Consider the following 17295-nt stretch of genomic DNA (forward strand, 5'->3'; position numbering starts at 1 on the left):
CAGAAGCCGGACCAGGACAAGCCTGAGCAGAAGCCGGACCAGGACAAGCCTGAGCAGAAGCCCCAAGAGGAGCAGAAGCCCGAGCAGAAGCCGGAAGAGGAGCAGAAGCCGGAGCAGAAGCCGGAAGAGGAACAGCGGCCCGAGCAGAAGCCCCAAGAGGAGCAGAAGCCCGAGCAGAAGCCGGAAGAGGAACAGAAGCCGGAAGAGGAGCAGAAGCCCGAGCAGAAGCCGGAAGAGGAACAACGGCCCGAGCAGAAGCCGGAAGAGGAGCAGAAGCCGGAGCAGAAGCCCCAGGAAGACCAGCAGCCCGAGCAGGAGCAGCAGCCCGAGCAGGAGCAGCAGCCGGACCAGGACCAGCAGCCTGCGCCCAACCCCAACCCCAACCCCGACTCCGGCAACCAGGGTTGATCCGCCGAATGCCTCGCCCGCGACAAGACTGCGGGCGAGGCGTTCGGCTTCCTGCATCCGTTCACTTGACGATCACGTCGTCGTTCGGAGGGGGCGGAGCCGGCGGCTCCTGAGGTGCCGGCGGAGCGGGCGGCTCCTGCGGGGCCGGTGCCTCGGGGACCGAGGGGGTGCTGCCCTCGTCCTTGCCGGGCTCGTGCGGCGGCTTCTTGTCCGGGCACGGTGGGCCGTCGTTGCCGTTGGTGCCGGTGCCACCGCGGCCGTCCGTCCCCTTGCCGCCGCATCGGCCGTTGCCGCGTCCGCCCGAGCCGCCGGTACCTGTGCCGCCGGGCGCCGTGCAGACCGTGGCGTCGCCGCCCGTGCCGTTGCCCCCGTTGCCTCCGGTGGCGTTGCCGGGGCGGCAGTAGTCGTCGTCGTTGTGGTGATCGTTTTTGTGGCGGTCCTTCTTCTTGTCCCGGTCGTGCTTCTTCCTGTCCTTCTCGTGATGATCGCTGTTCCGGTCTCCCTTGCTCCCGTGGTCACCGGTCGGCGCCGAGGCGGCCACGCTGTGCGGCGCGGATGCGGCGAAGGCGGCGCTCGCCGGGATCAGTACACCGCCGAGGGGGAGCAGTACGGAGGCGACGGCGACGGCCATGGTGCTCTTACGGACATTGGAGATCATGAGGATTCGATTTCTGTGTGGTGGGGGGAGGCCGGGTGGTGCGGCCTGCTGCCGCACCACCCGATCCCTTCGGTGACCGACCGTGGTCAACGGTCCGCGGGTCAGTTGGCGGTGGCGTCGCCGCCGTTGCCGCCGTTGGCGTCGCCGTTGCCGGTGGCCTCGGCGTTTCCGCCGTTGCCGCCGTTGGCGTCGCCGTTGCCGGTGGCCTCGGCGTTTCCGCCGTTGCCGCCGTTGGCGTCCCCATTGCCTTCGGCCTCGGCGTTACCGCCGTTACCCCCGTTGGCGTCGCCGTTGCCCTTGGACTTGGCGTCGCCGCCCTTACCGCCATTGGCGTCGCCGTTGCCCTTGGACTTGGCGTCGCCGCCCTTGCCGCCGTTGGCGTTGCCGTTGCCCTTCTTCTTGTTCTTGTGGTTGTCCTTGTGCTTGCCGTCCTTCTTGTCCTTGTGGTCGACCAGGCTCACGACCTGGGAATCCGGTGTCGGGGCCGCGGAGGCGGTGGTGGCGGGAAGGATGATCCCGCCCACGACCACGACGGCGGAGCTGACAAGAGCCGCGATCTTGGCGCGACGACGCTCGGGGCGGTGAGAATTATCGGCAGTGCTGATGCGGTTCATGGCTTTTCTCCTCTTTAGCGGAATGAGATGTTCGAAATGCCCCGCTGATCGGGGATTCGATGCGGTATTCCTCGTTCGTCTTCCGGTGAGGCCCGCACTTCCAGTAGGCCCGAGAGAAATCCCCAGGTCATGGCGCGACAAGTCGGGACTTGACCCCACCCGTACGAGCGGGTAAAAGCCGCGCAGCCCGTGACTGTGACGGTCCCCATTGCGCCGCCGGGCCGGCCCCGTGAAGGCTCTCGTGGAACATGCGTCTGAAGAACTGTTATCCCGGGGCCCCCGATCGATCTCCCATGTATCGGACAGGACCGTTCGGCGTCGAGGACAGGAAGACATTTGATGAGTACAGAGCGCACGAGGGAGTCGGCGGCACTCGTGACCGCCGCCGCGGGTGGCGATCCCAAGGCTCAGGACGCTCTGGTCAGCGCGTTCCTGCCGCTGGTCTACAACGTCGTGGGCCGGGCGCTGAACGGCTCGGTCGATGTCGACGACGTCGTGCAGGAGACCATGCTCCGCGCCCTCGATTCGCTGGACTCCCTGCGCGCTCCCGAGAACTTCCGCTCCTGGCTCGTGGCCATCGCGATGAATCAGGTCCGGGCGCACTGGCACGACCGTCAGTCCGCCCCGGGTGCCGTCGAGGAGGCGCAGGACCTCGCCGATCCGGGTGCCGACTTCGTCGACCTGACCATGGTCCAGCTCCAGTTGTCCGGGCAACGCCAGGAGACCGCCCGCGCGACCCGTTGGCTGGAGCCCGACGACCGGGGGCTGTTGTCGCTGTGGTGGCTGGAGTGCGCCGGTGAGCTGACGCGGTCCGAGGTCGCCGCGGCCCTGGAACTGTCGCCCCAGCACACGGCGGTCCGGGTGCAGCGCATGAAGGCGCAGCTGGAGGCAGCCCGGGTGGTCGTGCGGGCGCTCGACGCGCGCCCGCGATGCGAGGAGCTGAGCGGCCTGTTGGCCTCCTGGGACGGCCGGCCCTCCGCGCTGTGGCGCAAGCGAACAGCCCGGCACGCCCGTGGCTGCGCGCGCTGCTCCGGACTGTGGAGCGGGCTGATGCCCGCCGAGGGGCTGCTGGCCGGCCTCGCGCTGGTCGCCGCGGCGCCCGCGCTGCTGGACCGGGTGATCTCCGCCTCCGGCGGGATGGCCGCGGTGGGCTCGGCGATCCCGCTGGGCCCGTCCGGAGGCCGGGGCGGCCCGGGCCCCGGTGCCGGGCGCCGGGCCCCGCAGGGCAGGGCGGTCTCCCGCAGCGAGGCCCGTCGGCGCAGGCGTGTCCGGCGCCGGGCAGCCGGAGTCGCCGTCGTCGCGGCCTGTGTCACGGGTGGCGGGCTGTGGTACTTCGACTCGGACCCCGAGACCGCGACCGAGGAGGCGTCCGCCGCGCGGACCACCGGCGCCCCCGCCGTGGACCTCGCGACGCCCAGCACCGCCGAGGCCTCCCCGTCGGCCTCCAGGTCCGCGTCGCCGTCCGCCTCACCGTCGAGGAAGGCGAGTCCCTCCACGACCCCGCGCCCCACCAAGAAGACGGTGCCGGCGCCCCGGCCGTCCGCCACGCCGACTCTCAGCGCGTCCAGCGCACCGCAGACGCAGCCGGCCCCGACGGGCGCCGTCGCGCAGGTGGTCGCGCTGGTGAACAAGGAGAGGTCGGCGGCCGGTTGCGGTCCGCTCTCGGAGGACGGGCAGCTGAACGAGGCGGCCCAGGGGCACTCGCAGGACATGGCCGCCCGCGACTTCTTCGACCACACCAACCCGGACGGCGCCGACCCCGGGCAGCGCACCACCGCCGCGGGCTACAACTGGTCCACGTACGGCGAGAACATCGCCCGGGGCCAGCAGACCCCGGAGGCCGTGATGGACTCCTGGATGAACAGTCCCGGCCACCGCGCCAACATCCTCAACTGCTCGTTCAAGGACATCGGCGTGGGCATCCACAACGGCTCGGGCGGACCGTGGTGGACACAGAACTTCGGCGCCAAGCAGTGAACGAGCACCACGGCGGCGGGCGACGGCACCGCGCGGCCCCGGTCACAGCATGACGTGCTTGACCTGCGTGTGGTCGAGCAGACCGGTGAGGGAGAGGTCGCTGCCGTAGCCGGAGTGGCGTACGCCGCCGTGCGGCGTCTCCGACACCGTCGTGCCGTGGGTGTCGACCCACACGATGCCGGTGCGCAGCGCGCGGGTCGCCCGCATGGCCCGGTCGTGGTCGCGGGTCCACACACTCGCGGCGAGCCCCTGGGGGACTCCGTCGGCCAGGTGGAAGGCCTCGGCCTCGTCGGCGAAGGGCTGGACGGTGACGATGGGGCCGAACACCTCGCTCCGTACGATCTCGTCGTCCTGCCGCGCCCCGGCCACCACCGTGGCCTGGTGGAAGTAGCCGGGGCGATCCGGAGGCGCACCACCAGGTTCCGGGCGGCCCCGGCGAAGTACCGCAGCACGTCGACGACCGCGGGCAGTTCGCCCGCCGGGAACAGCGCGCGCGGCTTGCCCGTGTCGGTCACCTCGGCGTCCTCCAGCGGCCCGGACTCCCGCTCCAGGGCGTCGGCGATGCGCAGCAGCGCGGCCTGCCCGGCACCGTGCCGACGGAGTGACTCCCCGGCACTGGCCCATGTGACATGGGCGGGGCGGCGGCTCCGCCATTCGGCTGCGGCCGGCTCGCGCGCACCGCCGGACCACGGTGGTGTTGACGTGCACGCGTGCCGGCGCCCAGCGCATGGGCGGCGTCGGGCGCCCAGCCGTGAATGGACAACGCATGCACATATCCGCACCGAAGGGCCGCCGCCGGGTCTGTGCCGCGGCCGTCGCCGCAGTCGTCACCTGTGCGACGGCACTGGCCGCTCCGGGCCTCGCGACAGCCGGCGGCCCGCCGACACCCTCGGCGTCCGCCCTGAAGCTGGACTGGAGCCCCTGCGTGAAGGGCAGCCCGTTCGACTGCGCGACCGCGAAGGTGCCGCTGGACTACCGCGCCCCCGGCGGACGCTCCATCGAGCTGGCGGTCGTCAAGCGGAAGGCGACCGGACCGGGACGGCGTATCGGCACCCTGTTCTTCAACCCGGGCGGCCCCGGCGGGCCCGGAACCGTGCAGATGCCCCAGAACTACGAGTTCTTCCCGCGCGAGGTGCGGGAGCGGTTCGACATCGTCAGCTGGGACCCACGGGGGATCGGCAGCAGCACCGCGGTCAACTGCTTCACGAGCACCGCGCAGGCCGAGGAGTGGACGGCGGCCAAGACGACCGGTGTCCCGGTGGGCGAGAAGGAGCGCGCGGCCTGGATCACCGCGTACCAGGACCTCGGCAGGCGCTGTCAGCAACGTGACCCGGAGCTGCTGCGCCATGTGTCGACCACCGACACCGCCCGCGACCTCGAACAGCTCCGCCAGGCAGTGGGCGACCCGCAGCTCACCTACCTCGGCATCTCCTACGGCACGTACCTGGGCGCCACCTACGCCAACCTCTTCCCCGACACGGTCCGCGCCATGGTCCTGGACAGCAACTGGGACCCACGGGCCTGGACGAACGACGCCTCCGAGGCCGCCGCCCGGCTCACCACCATGCTGCGTCTGGGATCGGACCGCGGGGCGGCGGGGGTCCTGGACGAGTTCCTCAAGCTGTGCGGGGCGGCCACCACCGCCCGCTGCCCCTTCTCCGCCGGCAGCCCGCAGGAGACACGGGAGAAGTTCGACGCGTTGCTGCGGCGGCTGCGGACGGAACCCGTGGGCGAGTGGGGCTACGGCCCGACGGTCGGTGACGCGGTGAGCGGCCTCTACTCCGTCCTCCCCGGATGGACGGACCTCGCCGGCAGGCTGCAGGATCTCTGGCAGGGCCGTGCCCCGCAGCCGTCCCCGCTCCCGCCCGCACCCGCCGTCCCGCACCCGAGCCCGTACCTCGGCGAGGAACAGGCCGTCGCGGTCGTGTGCGGCGACAGCCCCAACCCGCGTGACCCCGGCGCCTACCGGGCCATGGAGGAGGCCAGCGCCGCCCGTGCGGGAGACGCCGGACGCTACTGGACCTGGGCCACCGTGGCCTGTGCCACCTGGCCGGGCGTCGCGCAGGACACCTACCGCGGCCCCTGGAACAAGCGGACGGCCCACCCCGTCCTGGTCGTCGGCACCACGAACGACCCCGCGACCCCCTACTCGGGCTCACAGGCCATGGCCAGGGAACTGGCCGACGCCCGCCTGCTCACCCACGAGGGATACGGGCACACGGCCCTCGTCAACCCCAGCACATGCGTGCAGGCACACGAGAGCCGCTACCTCGTCGACGGCACGCTGCCGCCGGCGGGGACGAAGTGCCGGCAGGACAAGCCGCCCTTCTCCGCGGACGAGCCGCAGGGCGCCGTCTCCGCCGGGGAGGGCGGCACGGCCGACATCCTCACGATCCGTCCCTGACCCCGCGGCCCGTCCAGGGACGGCCCGGTCGGCCCTGTCTGGGTACCCGTCGCCGGGCGGAGTGCGCGGAGAGCACTCGCCTGAACCGTCCGTCTCCGCCCGAACGGGAAGGAACGCCCATGTCCCTCGACACGCGACCGATGCCCGCCGACCTCACCGATGAGGAGCTCCAGGCACTGGACGCCCACTGGCGCGCCGCGAACTACCTGTCCGTCGGCCAGATCTACCTCATGGCCAATCCCCTGCTCACCGAGCCGCTGCGCCCGGAGCACATCAAACCCCGTCTCCTCGGCCACTGGGGCACCTCGCCGGGCCTGAACCTCGTGCACACCCATCTCAACCGGGTGATCAAGGCGCGCGGGCTCGACGCCCTGTGCGTCTGGGGACCCGGGCACGGCGGGCCCGCCGTCCTCGCCAACAGCTGGCTCGAGGGCTCGTACACGGAGACGTACCCGGACATCACCCGGGACGGGGCGGGGATGGCGCGCCTGTTCCGGCAGTTCTCGTTCCCGGGCGGCGTGCCCAGCCATGTCGCCCCCGAGACCCCGGGCTCCATCCACGAGGGCGGCGAGCTGGGCTACTCCCTGTCGCACGCCTACGGTGCCGCCCTGGACAACCCCGGCCTCCTGGTGGCCTGTGTCATCGGCGACGGCGAGGCGGAGACCGGGCCGCTCGCGGCGTCCTGGCACTCCAACAAGTTCCTCGACCCCGTCCACGACGGTGCCGTGCTGCCGATCCTCCATCTCAACGGCTACAAGATCGCCAACCCGACGGTGCTGGCCCGACTGCCGGAGACCGAACTCGACGAGCTGCTGCGGGGCTACGGCCACGACCCCCTCCACGTCACCGGCGACGACCCGGCCGCCGTGCACCGGGCCATGGCGGGAGCCATGGACGCCGCGCTCGACCGCATCGCCGCCCTCCAGCGCGCCGCCCGCGACGACGGAGCCGGCGAACGCCCCCGCTGGCCCGTGATCGTGCTGCGCACACCGAAGGGGTGGACAGGACCGGCGGAGGTCGACGGCCTGCCGGTGGAGGGCACCTGGCGCTCCCACCAGGTGCCGCTGGCCGGCGTGCGCGGCAACCCCGAGCACCTGCGGGCGCTGGAGGCGTGGCTGCGCTCGTACCGCCCGCAGGAACTGTTCGACGAGCAGGGCGGTCCCCGGCCCCAGGTCCTCGACTGCGTCCCGGCGGGCTCGCGCAGGCTCGGCGCCACCCCGCACGCCAACGGGGGCCTGCTGCTGCGCGAACTGCCCCTGCCGCCACTGGAGCGGTACGCCGTCCCGGTCGACAAGCCCGGCGCGACCGTGCACGAACCCACCCGTGTACTGGGCCAGTTCCTCGAACACGTGATGCGGGAGAGCGCGGCCCGGCGCGACTTCCGCCTCGTGGGACCCGACGAGACCGCCTCGAACCGCCTGGACGCCGTCTACGCCGCGAGCGGGAAGGCCTGGCAGGCGCAGACCCTGGACGTGGACGAACACCTCGACCGGCACGGCCGGGTGATGGAGATCCTGTCCGAACACACCTGCCAGGGCTGGCTGGAGGGCTACCTCCTCACCGGCCGTCACGGGCTGTTCTCCTCCTACGAGGCCTTCGCGCACATCGTCGACTCGATGGTCAACCAGCACATCAAATGGCTGCGCGTGACCCGGCACCTGCCCTGGCGCGCCCCCATCGCCTCCCTCAACTACCTCCTCACCTCACATGTGTGGCGGCAGGACCACAACGGCTTCTCCCACCAGGACCCCGGCTTCGTCGACCACATCCTCAACAAGAGCCCCGAAGCCGTACGGGTCTACCTGCCGCCGGACGCCAACACCCTGCTCTCCGTGGCGGACCACGCGCTGCGCAGCCGTGACTACGTGAACGTGATCGTCGCGGGCAAGCAGCCCTGCTACGACTGGCTCTCCATGGACCAGGCCCGGGTGCACTGCGCCCGCGGCGCGGGCATCTGGGACTGGGCCGGCACGGAGGACGACACCCGGGAGCCCGACGTGGTGCTGGCCTGCGCGGGTGACGTCCCCACCCAGGAGGCGCTGGCCGCCGCCCAGCTCCTGCGCCGCCATCTGCCCCGGCTCGCCGTCCGCGTCGTGAACGTCGTCGACATCGCGCGTCTGCTGCCCAGCCAGGAACACCCGCACGGTATGAGCGACTTCGAGTACGACGGCCTGTTCACCGAGGACAAGCCGGTCATCTTCGCGTACCACGGCTACCCGTGGCTGATCCACCGCCTGGCCTACCGGCGCACCGGTCACGCGAACCTGCACGTGCGGGGCTACAAGGAGATCGGCACCACGACCACGCCGTTCGACATGGTCGTCCGCAACGACCTCGACCGGTACCGCCTGGTGATGGACGTCGTCGACCGCGTTCCCGGCCTCGCGGTGCGCGCCGCCGCCGTACGCCAGCGCATGGAGGACGCCCGTCTGCGGCACCACGACTGGATCCGCGTCCACGGCACCGATCTGCCCGAGGTGGCGGACTGGTCCTGGGACGGCTGACGGGCCTTCGATCCGCCGAAGGGTCCACGGCATGGGCGGGCCGGGGCCGTTCGGCCCCAGGCCGGGCCCTCAGTAGGGCAGCGGGCGCCCGGAAGGCGTCCTCAGGTCGAGACCCGTCGGGCGGCGCGGAGGCCGTGGGCGCCTCTCCTCCTGGATCCGCTTCATGACCGTCGCCTCCTCGGGGGTTCTGCGGGTCGCCGTTCTGCGCTCCGCGTAGCCGTGAACCTTGTCCTCGGCCGGCGGCCGGCCCTTCGCGAGCGACCCGATCACCGGTTACGCCGGACCATTCCCCTTGGTCGACGGGCCCAACCCCAACCACTGCCTCGGCGACGGCCGTTCCGTACCGCGGACCCGAACCGGCAGGCCGGGGAGGAGGCGTCAGGCTCCTCGTCAGCCGATCGGGTCGCCCGGTGCGACAGCGTGAGTCTCCACGTCAGCGGCTGCCAGCAGGTCGGCGACCAGCTGCGGGGAGCCGCCGACGTAGGTGCTGACCAGGTCCACGTCACCGCCGACGCACCAGGCGCGGTCCTGCGGCCACCACAGGTCGGGCAGCTCCGCGAACTCGTCCAGGGCGGTGGGGGAGACGGCGTCGGTGAGTGCGCCGGCGAGGAGCACCTCGTCCCGGCCGGGGGTCTCGAAGACGGGGAACCGGTCGAAGTCCCAGCGTCCGTACCCGTTCCAGAGCCCGAACCAGCAGTGCTCCGGGGTTCGGGTGTGCCGTTCCAGGACCGGGATCAGGGCCTCGGCGACGGGCGGCGGCGTGGGGCCCTCCGCCGGATGCTCGTCCCAGACGCCGGGCAGGCCGTGCCCGGCGGCGTTCTGGTACATGTCGTCCAGCCCGACCAGTTCGTGCCAGCGGGCGGTCGGTGTCACCGTACGCCCGTAGGCGGCGGCCACCGTCGCCCAGCGCACCGGCCGCTCGTCCAGGCCGGCCGGGTGCAGCACCCGGACGTAGGCGGGGAATCCGGGACCCACGACGCCGGTCACCGTGCCGAGGCCGCCGGGCTCGCCGAATCCGGCCACGCGGCCGGTGAGCCAGTCGGCCGGGGTGAGGTCGGCGGTCCGCACCCGCAGGCGTCCGTACCGCTCAGGGGCGAGGTCCCGGTCGGCCGGGCGGTGGTCGTTCACACCGCCCAGTCTCGCCGACCGGGATCACGGCAGGCGACAGGGCCCGTTCAGCGGGCGGCCAGCAGGCCGCGGTCGCGCAGCACCCGGCGCTCCAGCGGGCTGAAGACCAGCAGGTCGATGGCGACACCGACGAGCAGGATCAGGAGGATGGCCAGGAACACCTGCGGCATGCTGCTGTTGTTGCGTCCGTTCTCCAGCAACTGGCCTAGCCCCACGCCCAGATCGGGCGAGGAGGCGATGATCTCGGCGGCCATCAGGGACCGCCAGGCGAACGCCCAGCCCTGCTTCAGACCGGCGAGATAGCCGGGCAGCGCCGCCGGCATCACGATGTGCCGGGCCTCGCGCAGCCCGGTCGCGCCCAGTGTCCGCCCGGCGCGCAGGAACAGCGGCGGGATCTGGTCGATGCCCGCGACGAGGCCGCCCGCGATGGAGGGGACCGCGCCGAGCAGGATCACGGCGTACATCATGGAGTCGTTCAGGCCCAGCCAGATCACGGCGGGCGGCACCCAGGCCACCGACGGCAGCGACTGCAGGCCGGACAGGATGGGGCCGACGGCCGCCCGGACGAAGCCGACGCGGGCGATCAGCAGGCCGAGCGGGGTGCCGATGGCGAGCGCCATCAGGAAGCCGAGCAGACCGCGCGAGACGCTGGTCCAGACGTAGTCGAGCAGCGTGCCCTGGAGCCAGGCGTCGCGCACCTCGCCCCACACGTCGGACGGCGACGCCAGCTTGTAGTCGGGGGCGACCTCGGCCCACACCAGCAACTGCCAGACCACCAGCACCAGCGCGACGGCGGTGACCGGGGGCAGCACCTTGCGCGTCAGGGTGTCCCGCAGCGGTGTACGGCCGGCCTGCACCGAGTCCAGTGCGTCGAGCCCGGCCTCCAGTCCCGCCAGGTCGTGCGGGTCACGCGGCGTCCCGGCGGTCCGGGGGCCGTCCTTGCGCACGTCGGCCTCGGTGCGAACCCCGTGATCAGGGACGGCCATGGCGGCGGATCTCCTCACGCAGTTCCTCGGTGATCTCGGCGGACAGTTCGGCGACCGCGCCGTCCTCGATGCGGCGCGGCTGCGGAATGCCGACCGTCCACTCCCGCGCGATCCGTCCCGGGCGGGACGACAGCAGCACGACGCGCTGGGCCAGTCGCACCGCCTCGCGCACGTTGTGCGTCACGAACAGCACCGAGACTCCCGTCTCGTGCCAGACGCGGGTCAGCTCGTCGTGCAGCACGTCCCGGGTGATCGCGTCCAGCGCGGCGAACGGCTCGTCCATCAGCAGCAGCCGGCTGTCCTGGGCCAGCGCACGGGCCAGTGCGACGCGCTGGCGCATACCGCCCGACAGTTCGTGCACCCGCTTGCGGTACGCACCCCGCAGCCGTACGGCCTCCAGCAGCCGCTCCGCCTCGGCGCGGCGCTGCGGACCCGCGACGCCGCGCAGCTTCAGCGCGAGTTCGATGTTCCGTCCGGCCGTCAGCCACGGGAACAGCGCGTGCTCCTGGAACATCAGGGCGGGCCGGCCGTCCGTGCCGATCGAGCCGGAGGACGGCTGGTCCAGCCCCGCGACCAGGTTGAGCAGCGTGGACTTGCCGCAGCCGGAAGCCCCCAGGAGGGTGACGAACTCGCCCGGTGCGACATCGAGGGTGATGTCGTCGAGCACGAGCTGCCGACCGCCGGGGGTGCCCGGCGCGGGAAAAAACTTCGAGACGTGCTCCACGCGCGCGGCGTACGTCGCCCGCGGGGCGTCCTCGGCGGCCTGGGCGATCGTGGTGGCCATGGTCGTCACCTCCTGGGAACTCGTCGGGTCCGGCCGGTCGTCACTCGGCGCCGAGACCGGCGTCGTCGACCTGATCCTTGCCCTCGGCCTTGAGGACCTCGTTGAGCGGCGCGAGGTCGTAGATGCCCTTCAGCTGGGGCTCCTCCAGCAGGCCGGCCTTGACGGCGTGTTCCGCCTGGGCGTCGAGGGTGGCGGCCAGCGGGTCGTCCAGGAAGGTGATGGACTTCCACGCCGGGTCGATGACCTCGGCGGGCAGTTCCTTGCCCGACAGCGCCTTCAGCGCGGCATTGGCGGAGGCCTTCGCGTCCTGCGGGTTGGCGTTGATCCACTCGTTGGTCATCACCGAACCGCGCAGCACGGCCTCGACGACGTCCGGGTGCTCCTTCAGGAAGGTCTGCGACACGATGATGTTCGTGATCACGAACTTCTTGCCGGGCCACAGGTCGGACTCGTCGAGCAGTACCTCGGCGCCCTCGGAGACCAGCTTGGACGCGGTCGGCTCCGGCACCCAGGCGCCGTCCACGGAGCCGGACTTGTAGGCGTCCGGGGTGATCTTGTTGTCCGTGCGGACCACGGAGACGTCGCCGCTGCCGCTCTGCGCGTCGACCTTCCAGCCCTGCTCGGCGATCCAGTTGAGGAACGCGACGTCCTGGGTGTTGCCGAGCTGCGGCGTGGCGATCTTCTTGCCCTTGAGGTCGTCCACGGACTTGATCTTGTCCGGGTTGACGACGAGCTTCACCCCGCCGGAAGCGGAACCGCTGATGATGCGCAGGTTCTTGCCGCCCGACTTGGTGTAGCCGTTGATCGAGGGCGAGGGGCCGATCCAGCCGATGTCGATGGAGCCGGAGTTCAGCGCCTCGATCTCGGAGGGGCCGGCGTTGAAGGTCGACGCCTTGATCTTGGTGCCGCCGAGCTCCTTCTGCAGCAGGCCCTCCTGGACACCCACCAGGGCGGTGGCGTGCGTGAGGTTGGGGAAGTAACCGATCTTCACTTCGTCGGCGGACAGCTTCTCGGCGCCCGCCGCGACCTCCGCCTGCTTGCCGTCGTCGGTGGACTCGGCACCGTAACCGCAGGCGGTCAGCAGGAGCGGAAGGGCCGCTGTGACGGCGAGGGTGCGCAGGGCGGTGAGCGGTCTTGCGGCAGACACGGAGGTGTCCTCTCAGGAAAAGGGGTGATCGAGGGAATGCGAGGGGAAGGCGCGGCGCATGGTGCGGCCCGCCCGAAGACGTGGATACGGACGGCTTCAGACGGGCCGACAGATGGCGCTGGACGTGCGGCCGAGGTCGATGTGGCGGCGCGAGGTCAGCAGGGAGAGCGGCAGGTCGGCCCGGCCGGGTCGGTCGAGTCGGTCGAACGCGCGCATGACCACCCCCGGGTTCCCTAGTTTTCCTACCTGACTGCTAGGGATCGTGACAGAAGGTCGCGCTCTCCCCAAGAGGGTGTTCGGATGCTGGACGTGGTCATCTCATTGACCGGGATGCCGTCGGCGGTCGGGCCTGCCGGGCTCAGGCCACCGCCGGGGTGTAGTGGGAGGCGTCGTCGCCCTCCACCACACGGCTGAGGGTGCCGTCGACGCCGACGGGAACATCGCCCGCGACGGTCACCCGGTGCAGCAGGCGCGGCAGGTCGCCGTAGTCGTCCGGGGCGTAGTGCTGGGTGATGCGGTTGTCGAACAGGACGAGGTCCCCCGGGTTCCAGGCCACCCGCACGATGTTCTCCGGGCGGGTGACGTACGACTGGAAGATGCGCAGCAGGTCACGGGAGTCGGAGGAGCCGAGGCCGACGATGCTCTGCGCGAAGCCGCCGATGAACAGCCCGCGCTCCCCGGTCTCGGGGTGGACCCGGACGACCGGATGGGCGGTGCGGTACCTCCGCGAGACGAACCGCTTGCGGTACTCGGCCGCCTTCTCGCTCTTCGGGGCGGCGTAGTCGTAGTCGTTGGTATGCACCGCCCACAGCCCGTCGGCCAGCTCGCGCAGCGGCTCCGGCAGGTCCCGGTACGCAGCCGCCGAGTTGGCGACGAGGGTGTTGCCGCCGTAGGGCGGGATCACGATCGCGCGCAGGGTGGACGCCTTCGGCGGGGTGCGGACGAAGGTGACGTCCGTGTGCCACTGGTTGGCGCGGATGCCCTCGTCACCGTCGACGGGCAGGATGTGGGGCCGGCCGTCGACGGAGGGGACGGTGGGGTGCGCGGTGGTGAGTTCGCCGAAGAGGGCGGCGAAGCGGAGCTGGCCCGCGTCGTCCAGCTGCTGGTCACGGAAGACCAGCGCCTTGTGTTCCAGGAGCGCGGAGTTGATCTCGGTGACGACGGCGGGGTTCAGGCCGGTGGAGAGGTCCACCCCGAGGATCTCGGCGCCGATACGGCCACCGATTCTGCGGATGTCGAAGCCGGTGCTGGTGGTCATGTGAGGACGTCCTTTCGGTTTTCTTCGGATGTGAGGGCGGTGGCGAGCCGGTTGGCCGGGCGGGCCAGGCCGTAGTGGCCGCGCAGGGTGCGGGCGGTGTACTCGGTGCGGAACAGGCCCCGCCGTTGCAGGAGCGGCACGACGTGGTCGACGAAGTCCTCCGGGGCCGCCCGGCAGATGGGGCGGCATGATGTTGAAGCCGTCGGCGGCCCCCTGGGTGAACCACTCCTCCAGCGCCCGCGAATGCGTCGCGCATTCTCAACAGTCCGACACGCGGCGGAAGTACGGTGTTCACAATTACCGGCGGATGCCGGCCCGGGGGTCAGGCCGGCAGGGTGAAAGCGGGGTGTCCGCCGTCGAGGAAGTAGTTTCCGACTTCACGGAGCCGGTGGGCGCCGGGCTCGTACAGGGTGTGGGTACGGGCATTGCGCCAGAAGCGGTCGAAGCCCAGCCGCGCCGAGGCGGACCGGGCGCCGATGACGTCGAGGGCGCGAGTGGTGGATTCCTGCGCGGCCCTGGCGGCAGCCGCCTCGGCCATCGCCGCCAGGACGGAGATCTCCGCGTACTCGTCGTAGGCGAGCTCCGCGCCGCGGGCCAGCCCGCCGTACACGGCGGCCAGGGCCTGATCGGTGAGGGCGGACGCGGAGCGGGTGAGGACGGTGAGTTCGCCGTAGGTGGTCAGTACCTGTGGGTCGTGGGGGGTGCCGGCCGGCCAGGCGTGCTGCCAGGGGGAGTGGCCCGTCCTGCTGTACTCACGTGCTTCCGCGAGCACTCCCTCGGCCACCCCGAGCAGCAACTGGACGGAGACGAGACGCCCGACCGGGGACGCCAGAGCGGCCGCGGGCGACAGGACGTCCTCGTCCGCCGACAGGGAGCCGAGTACGTCGTCGGCGGCGACCGGCACGGCGTCGAACTCCACGCTGCCGCCGCCCGCGAGCCGCTGGCCGAAGGTGTCGGCGTCGCCCTCGATCCGCACGCCGCGACGACCGGGATCCACGACGACGGCGAGTGGTTCGCCGGTGCCGGCCCGCACGGCCCGCACGGCGAACCGGTCGGCGACGAGGATCCCGGTGGCGTAGCTCTGCCGGCCGTCGAGCACCAGGCCGTGGGCCGTCCTGGCCAGCGTGGGTGGGGGTTCCCGGCGGGCGAGACCCCCGCCCCAGCACCACTGCCCCGCCGCGGACCGTCGCTCGACCCGTGCGGCGAGAGCCGGCTCGGCGAAGAACCGCGCGCTCCACGACAGGAAGTAGTGACAGCCGAGCAGTTGGGCGATCGCCCCGTCCGCCGCGGCGATCTCACGGACGACGGCGTAGGCCGTGGGCCAGTCCGCGCCGCCTCCGCCGGACTCGGCCGGCACCAGGAGCGTCAGCAGCCCCGCCTCGCGCAGCCGGGACACCTCGTCGAACGGGGCCTTGCCCGCCTGCTCCCTGGCCACCGCGTCGGTGGCCAGGTCGTCCGCCGCCTCGCGGGCCACGCGCAGCCAGTGCGCACGCCCGGGCCCGGTCCGGTCGGATTCCGAGGACGCCTCGGTCTCCTCGCGTTCCCCGGATTCCGGGGCGGGTCCCGGCGGCGCGGTGGCAACGCCCATGGCGGTCGTCTCCTCAGAATCGGTCGCGGGACGCGGAGTGGGGGCCGTCCTGCCGGCCGGGCACGTACTTGTAGCCCACGCGCCGTACGGTGACGATCCGGTGCCGGTGCGCCTCGCCCAGCTTGCGGCGCAGCCGAGCGATGTGGACGTCCACGGTGCGGCCGTCGCCGATGTGGTCGTAGCCCCAGACGGCGGCCACCAGCCGGTCGCGCGCATGCACCTGGTGGGGATGGCGGACGAGATGCGCCAGCAGCGCGAACTCCAGGTAGGTCAGGTCGAGTTCGCGCCCGTCCACCTCGGCGAGATGGCGCGCCGGATCGATGCGGACGACGTCGTCCCCGGTGCGCGGGGCAGGTGCCGGCTCCGTGGCGAGGACCGGCCGGATCTCGGGCCGGGGCCTGTCCTTGACGAAGAGCTCGGCGAGGTCGGTGCCCTCGGGGACGAGCACCAGATAGCCGACGAGCGGCGCGGAGTCGGGTTTCGCGGCGCCGTGTTCCTGTGCGCCGCCGCGCGCGGTGGGGTCGCCCACCAGACGCAGTCGTCGCGTGTCGGGCAGTGCCGGATCGCGCGGGGTGGGCTGTGCCGGAAGTGCCGTGGTCATGGCGGTCGTCCCTTGGAAGTGTGTGGCGCCGTCAGGTGCGGCGGGCGAGATCCCTGGCCGCCTGACCGGCTGGAAGAAAGGGGCGGAGGGCACGGGCGAAGGGGGAGCCGAGTGCCTTACGCGCGACAGCAGGCGGCGCTGACGACGTGACCAAAGTCGACATGCCGACGACGAACGAGTCGTTGCTGCGTACGGGACATGTACGTCATCCTGCGCGGCCCCACCGCGCCCGTCAAGGCTTTCCTAGTAATTCGATAGGGAAAGTAGAGAAGGGGATGTCCGGTGGCCCTCGGGGCGGTGCAGGCGCCCCGCTTCTCTCCGACCTTAGGTCACCGCGGCGCTCCTCGCGGGCGCGGCACTGGCCCTGGCGGGGACCCTCGTGCAGTCCGTGACCCGCAACTCCCTGGCCGAGCCCGGTGTCCTCGGAGTCTCCGGCGGCGCCGCCCTCGGTGCCGTGCTCCTCGTGACGACCGTGCCCCTGGCCGGGTCGTGGAGCGTGGCCGGCGGGGCGTTCGCGGGCGCCGCGGTCAGCTCGGTCCTGGTCTTCGGGCTCGCGGCACGGGGCGGGTTCCAGCAGAACCGGCTGGTCCTCGTCGGGTTCGGCGTCGCGACCGGGGCAAGTGCCCTGATCAGCATGCTCATCATCCTCACCGACCCGTTCAACGCGACCAAGGCGCTGACCTGGCTGTCGGGCTCCAACTACGGCCGGACGCTGCCCGACGTGGCGCCGCTCGCGGCGGTGCTCGCCGTCGGTGCGGCCGTGGCGGTGCTGCGGCGCACGGAGCTCGACCTCGTGTCGCTCGACGAGGACACGCCGAGGCTCCTGGGGCTCGACGTGGACCGGGGGCGCCTGGGCTTCCTCGTCGTGAGCGTCCTGCTCAGCGCCACCGCCGTGGCCGCCGCGGGCACGATCGGCTTCGTGGGCCTCGTCGCGCCGCACGCGGCCCGTGCCCTCGTGGGCCGGCAGCACGTCCGGGTGGGGCCCGTCGCGATGCTCCTCGGCGCGACCCTGGTCTGCACCGCGGACCTGATCGGCCGAACCGTCATCGCACCGGCCCAGCTCGGCGCCGGACTGATGACCGCGGTGATCGGAACGCCGTACTTCCTCCATCTGCTCGTCCGCAGCCGCCGGTAGCGGCCCGGGCGCCCGGCTTCGCCCGGCCTCGGTGCGGTGGACGGCTGGGCGGGCGCAACCACCACAGGGCGGCGGGGGGGGGTTAGGATATTGAATCCCACAC

Annotated in this window: 14 protein-coding genes and 3 pseudogenes; 5 read left to right on the forward strand and 12 right to left on the reverse strand. The window is 72.0% G+C overall.

The features are described 5' to 3' along the window. Positions 1–408 (forward strand): annotated as a pseudogene (locus tag ACFV6X_RS26225) (hypothetical protein); the annotation flags it as partial. A 61-nt stretch (positions 409–469) separates the two neighbouring features. On the opposite strand, the gene ACFV6X_RS26230 reads toward ACFV6X_RS26225, so the two are convergent. Together ACFV6X_RS26230 and ACFV6X_RS26235 are read right to left on the reverse strand one after the other, a co-directional pair. Further along, on the reverse strand, positions 470–1066 hold the full coding sequence (locus ACFV6X_RS26230) for a hypothetical protein (protein ID WP_385387341.1): 597 nt from the start codon (positions 1064–1066) through the stop codon (positions 470–472). 101 nt (positions 1067–1167) lie between these two features. Next, the gene (locus ACFV6X_RS26235) at positions 1168–1680 is read right to left on the reverse strand and encodes a hypothetical protein (protein WP_385387343.1); all 513 of its coding nucleotides are present in this window, start codon (positions 1678–1680) and stop codon (positions 1168–1170) included. 339 nt (positions 1681–2019) lie between these two features. Between ACFV6X_RS26235 and ACFV6X_RS26240 the strand changes: the two genes are divergently transcribed. Beyond that, positions 2020–3657: a sigma-70 family RNA polymerase sigma factor gene (locus ACFV6X_RS26240; protein ID WP_385387344.1), complete on the forward strand. Its 1638-nt coding sequence runs from the start codon at positions 2020–2022 to the stop codon at positions 3655–3657. Between the two features lie 42 nt (positions 3658–3699). Here ACFV6X_RS26240 and ACFV6X_RS26245 read toward each other — a convergent pair whose 3' ends face one another. Further along, positions 3700–4431, reverse strand: a complete 732-nt coding sequence (locus ACFV6X_RS26245) for an aldehyde dehydrogenase family protein (RefSeq protein WP_385387346.1) — start codon at positions 4429–4431, stop codon at positions 3700–3702. Here ACFV6X_RS26245 and ACFV6X_RS26250 point away from each other — a divergent pair. Further along, positions 4424–6061 carry an alpha/beta hydrolase gene (locus ACFV6X_RS26250; protein ID WP_385387347.1) on the forward strand — a complete coding sequence of 546 codons (1638 nt, stop codon included), beginning with the start codon at positions 4424–4426 and terminating at the stop codon, positions 6059–6061. The two genes, ACFV6X_RS26245 and ACFV6X_RS26250, sit on opposite strands and share 8 nt — an antisense overlap. A gap of 119 nt (positions 6062–6180) precedes the next feature. Then, positions 6181–8565 carry a phosphoketolase gene (locus tag ACFV6X_RS26255; protein WP_385387349.1) on the forward strand — a complete coding sequence of 795 codons (2385 nt, stop codon included), beginning with the start codon at positions 6181–6183 and terminating at the stop codon, positions 8563–8565. Between the two features lie 390 nt (positions 8566–8955). On the opposite strand, the gene ACFV6X_RS26260 is transcribed toward ACFV6X_RS26255, so the two are convergent. From ACFV6X_RS26260 to ACFV6X_RS26300, 9 genes and pseudogenes are all read right to left on the reverse strand, one after another. Beyond that, positions 8956–9693 (reverse strand): hypothetical protein, encoded by a 738-nt coding sequence (locus ACFV6X_RS26260; RefSeq protein WP_385387351.1) that lies wholly within the window; start codon positions 9691–9693, stop codon positions 8956–8958. A gap of 47 nt (positions 9694–9740) precedes the next feature. Then, positions 9741–10679, reverse strand: a complete 939-nt coding sequence (locus ACFV6X_RS26265) for an ABC transporter permease (protein WP_385387353.1) — start codon at positions 10677–10679, stop codon at positions 9741–9743. Then, complete coding sequence (locus tag ACFV6X_RS26270; protein ID WP_385387355.1) at positions 10666–11463, reverse strand: ABC transporter ATP-binding protein; 798 nt, start codon at positions 11461–11463, stop codon at positions 10666–10668. The genes ACFV6X_RS26265 and ACFV6X_RS26270 overlap by 14 nt, the downstream gene beginning before the upstream one ends. Positions 11464–11503: 40 nt before the next feature. Next, complete coding sequence (locus ACFV6X_RS26275) at positions 11504–12610, reverse strand: aliphatic sulfonate ABC transporter substrate-binding protein (protein ID WP_385387356.1); 1107 nt, start codon at positions 12608–12610, stop codon at positions 11504–11506. A gap of 96 nt (positions 12611–12706) precedes the next feature. Further along, positions 12707–12826: a putative leader peptide gene (locus ACFV6X_RS26280; protein ID WP_385387357.1), complete on the reverse strand. Its 120-nt coding sequence runs from the start codon at positions 12824–12826 to the stop codon at positions 12707–12709. A gap of 142 nt (positions 12827–12968) precedes the next feature. Beyond that, positions 12969–13868, reverse strand: a complete 900-nt coding sequence (locus ACFV6X_RS26285) for a TauD/TfdA dioxygenase family protein (protein WP_385387359.1) — start codon at positions 13866–13868, stop codon at positions 12969–12971. Beyond that, positions 13865–14093, reverse strand: a pseudogene (locus ACFV6X_RS26290) (LLM class flavin-dependent oxidoreductase); the annotation flags it as partial. The pseudogene ACFV6X_RS26290 and the gene ACFV6X_RS26285, both read right to left, overlap by 4 nt. Positions 14094–14190: 97 nt before the next feature. Beyond that, positions 14191–15456, reverse strand: a complete 1266-nt coding sequence (locus ACFV6X_RS26295; protein WP_385387361.1) for an acyl-CoA dehydrogenase family protein — start codon at positions 15454–15456, stop codon at positions 14191–14193. A 13-nt stretch (positions 15457–15469) separates the two neighbouring features. Continuing rightward, positions 15470–16057: a winged helix-turn-helix domain-containing protein gene (locus ACFV6X_RS26300; protein WP_385387363.1), complete on the reverse strand. Its 588-nt coding sequence runs from the start codon at positions 16055–16057 to the stop codon at positions 15470–15472. A 328-nt stretch (positions 16058–16385) separates the two neighbouring features. Here ACFV6X_RS26300 and ACFV6X_RS26305 point away from each other — a divergent pair. Next, positions 16386–17192: pseudogene (locus tag ACFV6X_RS26305) on the forward strand (iron chelate uptake ABC transporter family permease subunit); the annotation flags it as partial. Positions 17193–17295: the final 103 nt, after the last annotated feature.

Origin of the sequence: Streptomyces sp. NPDC059861, from assembly GCF_042731435.1 — a bacterium.
GTDB lineage: Bacteria > Actinomycetota > Actinomycetes > Streptomycetales > Streptomycetaceae > Streptomyces.

Coding starts and splice junctions, on each gene's coding strand:
- ACFV6X_RS26230 (WP_385387341.1), bottom strand. CDS start 1,066: ATGATCTCCAATGTCCGTAAGAGCACCATGGCCGTCGCCGTCGCCTCC.
- ACFV6X_RS26235 (WP_385387343.1), bottom strand. CDS start 1,680: ATGAACCGCATCAGCACTGCCGATAATTCTCACCGCCCCGAGCGTCGT.
- ACFV6X_RS26240 (WP_385387344.1), top strand. CDS start 2,020: ATGAGTACAGAGCGCACGAGGGAGTCGGCGGCACTCGTGACCGCCGCC.
- ACFV6X_RS26250 (WP_385387347.1), top strand. CDS start 4,424: ATGCACATATCCGCACCGAAGGGCCGCCGCCGGGTCTGTGCCGCGGCC.
- ACFV6X_RS26245 (WP_385387346.1), bottom strand. CDS start 4,431: ATGTGCATGCGTTGTCCATTCACGGCTGGGCGCCCGACGCCGCCCATG.
- ACFV6X_RS26255 (WP_385387349.1), top strand. CDS start 6,181: ATGTCCCTCGACACGCGACCGATGCCCGCCGACCTCACCGATGAGGAG.
- ACFV6X_RS26265 (WP_385387353.1), bottom strand. CDS start 10,679: ATGGCCGTCCCTGATCACGGGGTTCGCACCGAGGCCGACGTGCGCAAG.
- ACFV6X_RS26270 (WP_385387355.1), bottom strand. CDS start 11,463: ATGGCCACCACGATCGCCCAGGCCGCCGAGGACGCCCCGCGGGCGACG.
- ACFV6X_RS26280 (WP_385387357.1), bottom strand. CDS start 12,826: ATGCGCGCGTTCGACCGACTCGACCGACCCGGCCGGGCCGACCTGCCG.
- ACFV6X_RS26285 (WP_385387359.1), bottom strand. CDS start 13,868: ATGACCACCAGCACCGGCTTCGACATCCGCAGAATCGGTGGCCGTATC.
- ACFV6X_RS26295 (WP_385387361.1), bottom strand. CDS start 15,456: ATGGGCGTTGCCACCGCGCCGCCGGGACCCGCCCCGGAATCCGGGGAA.
- ACFV6X_RS26300 (WP_385387363.1), bottom strand. CDS start 16,057: ATGACCACGGCACTTCCGGCACAGCCCACCCCGCGCGATCCGGCACTG.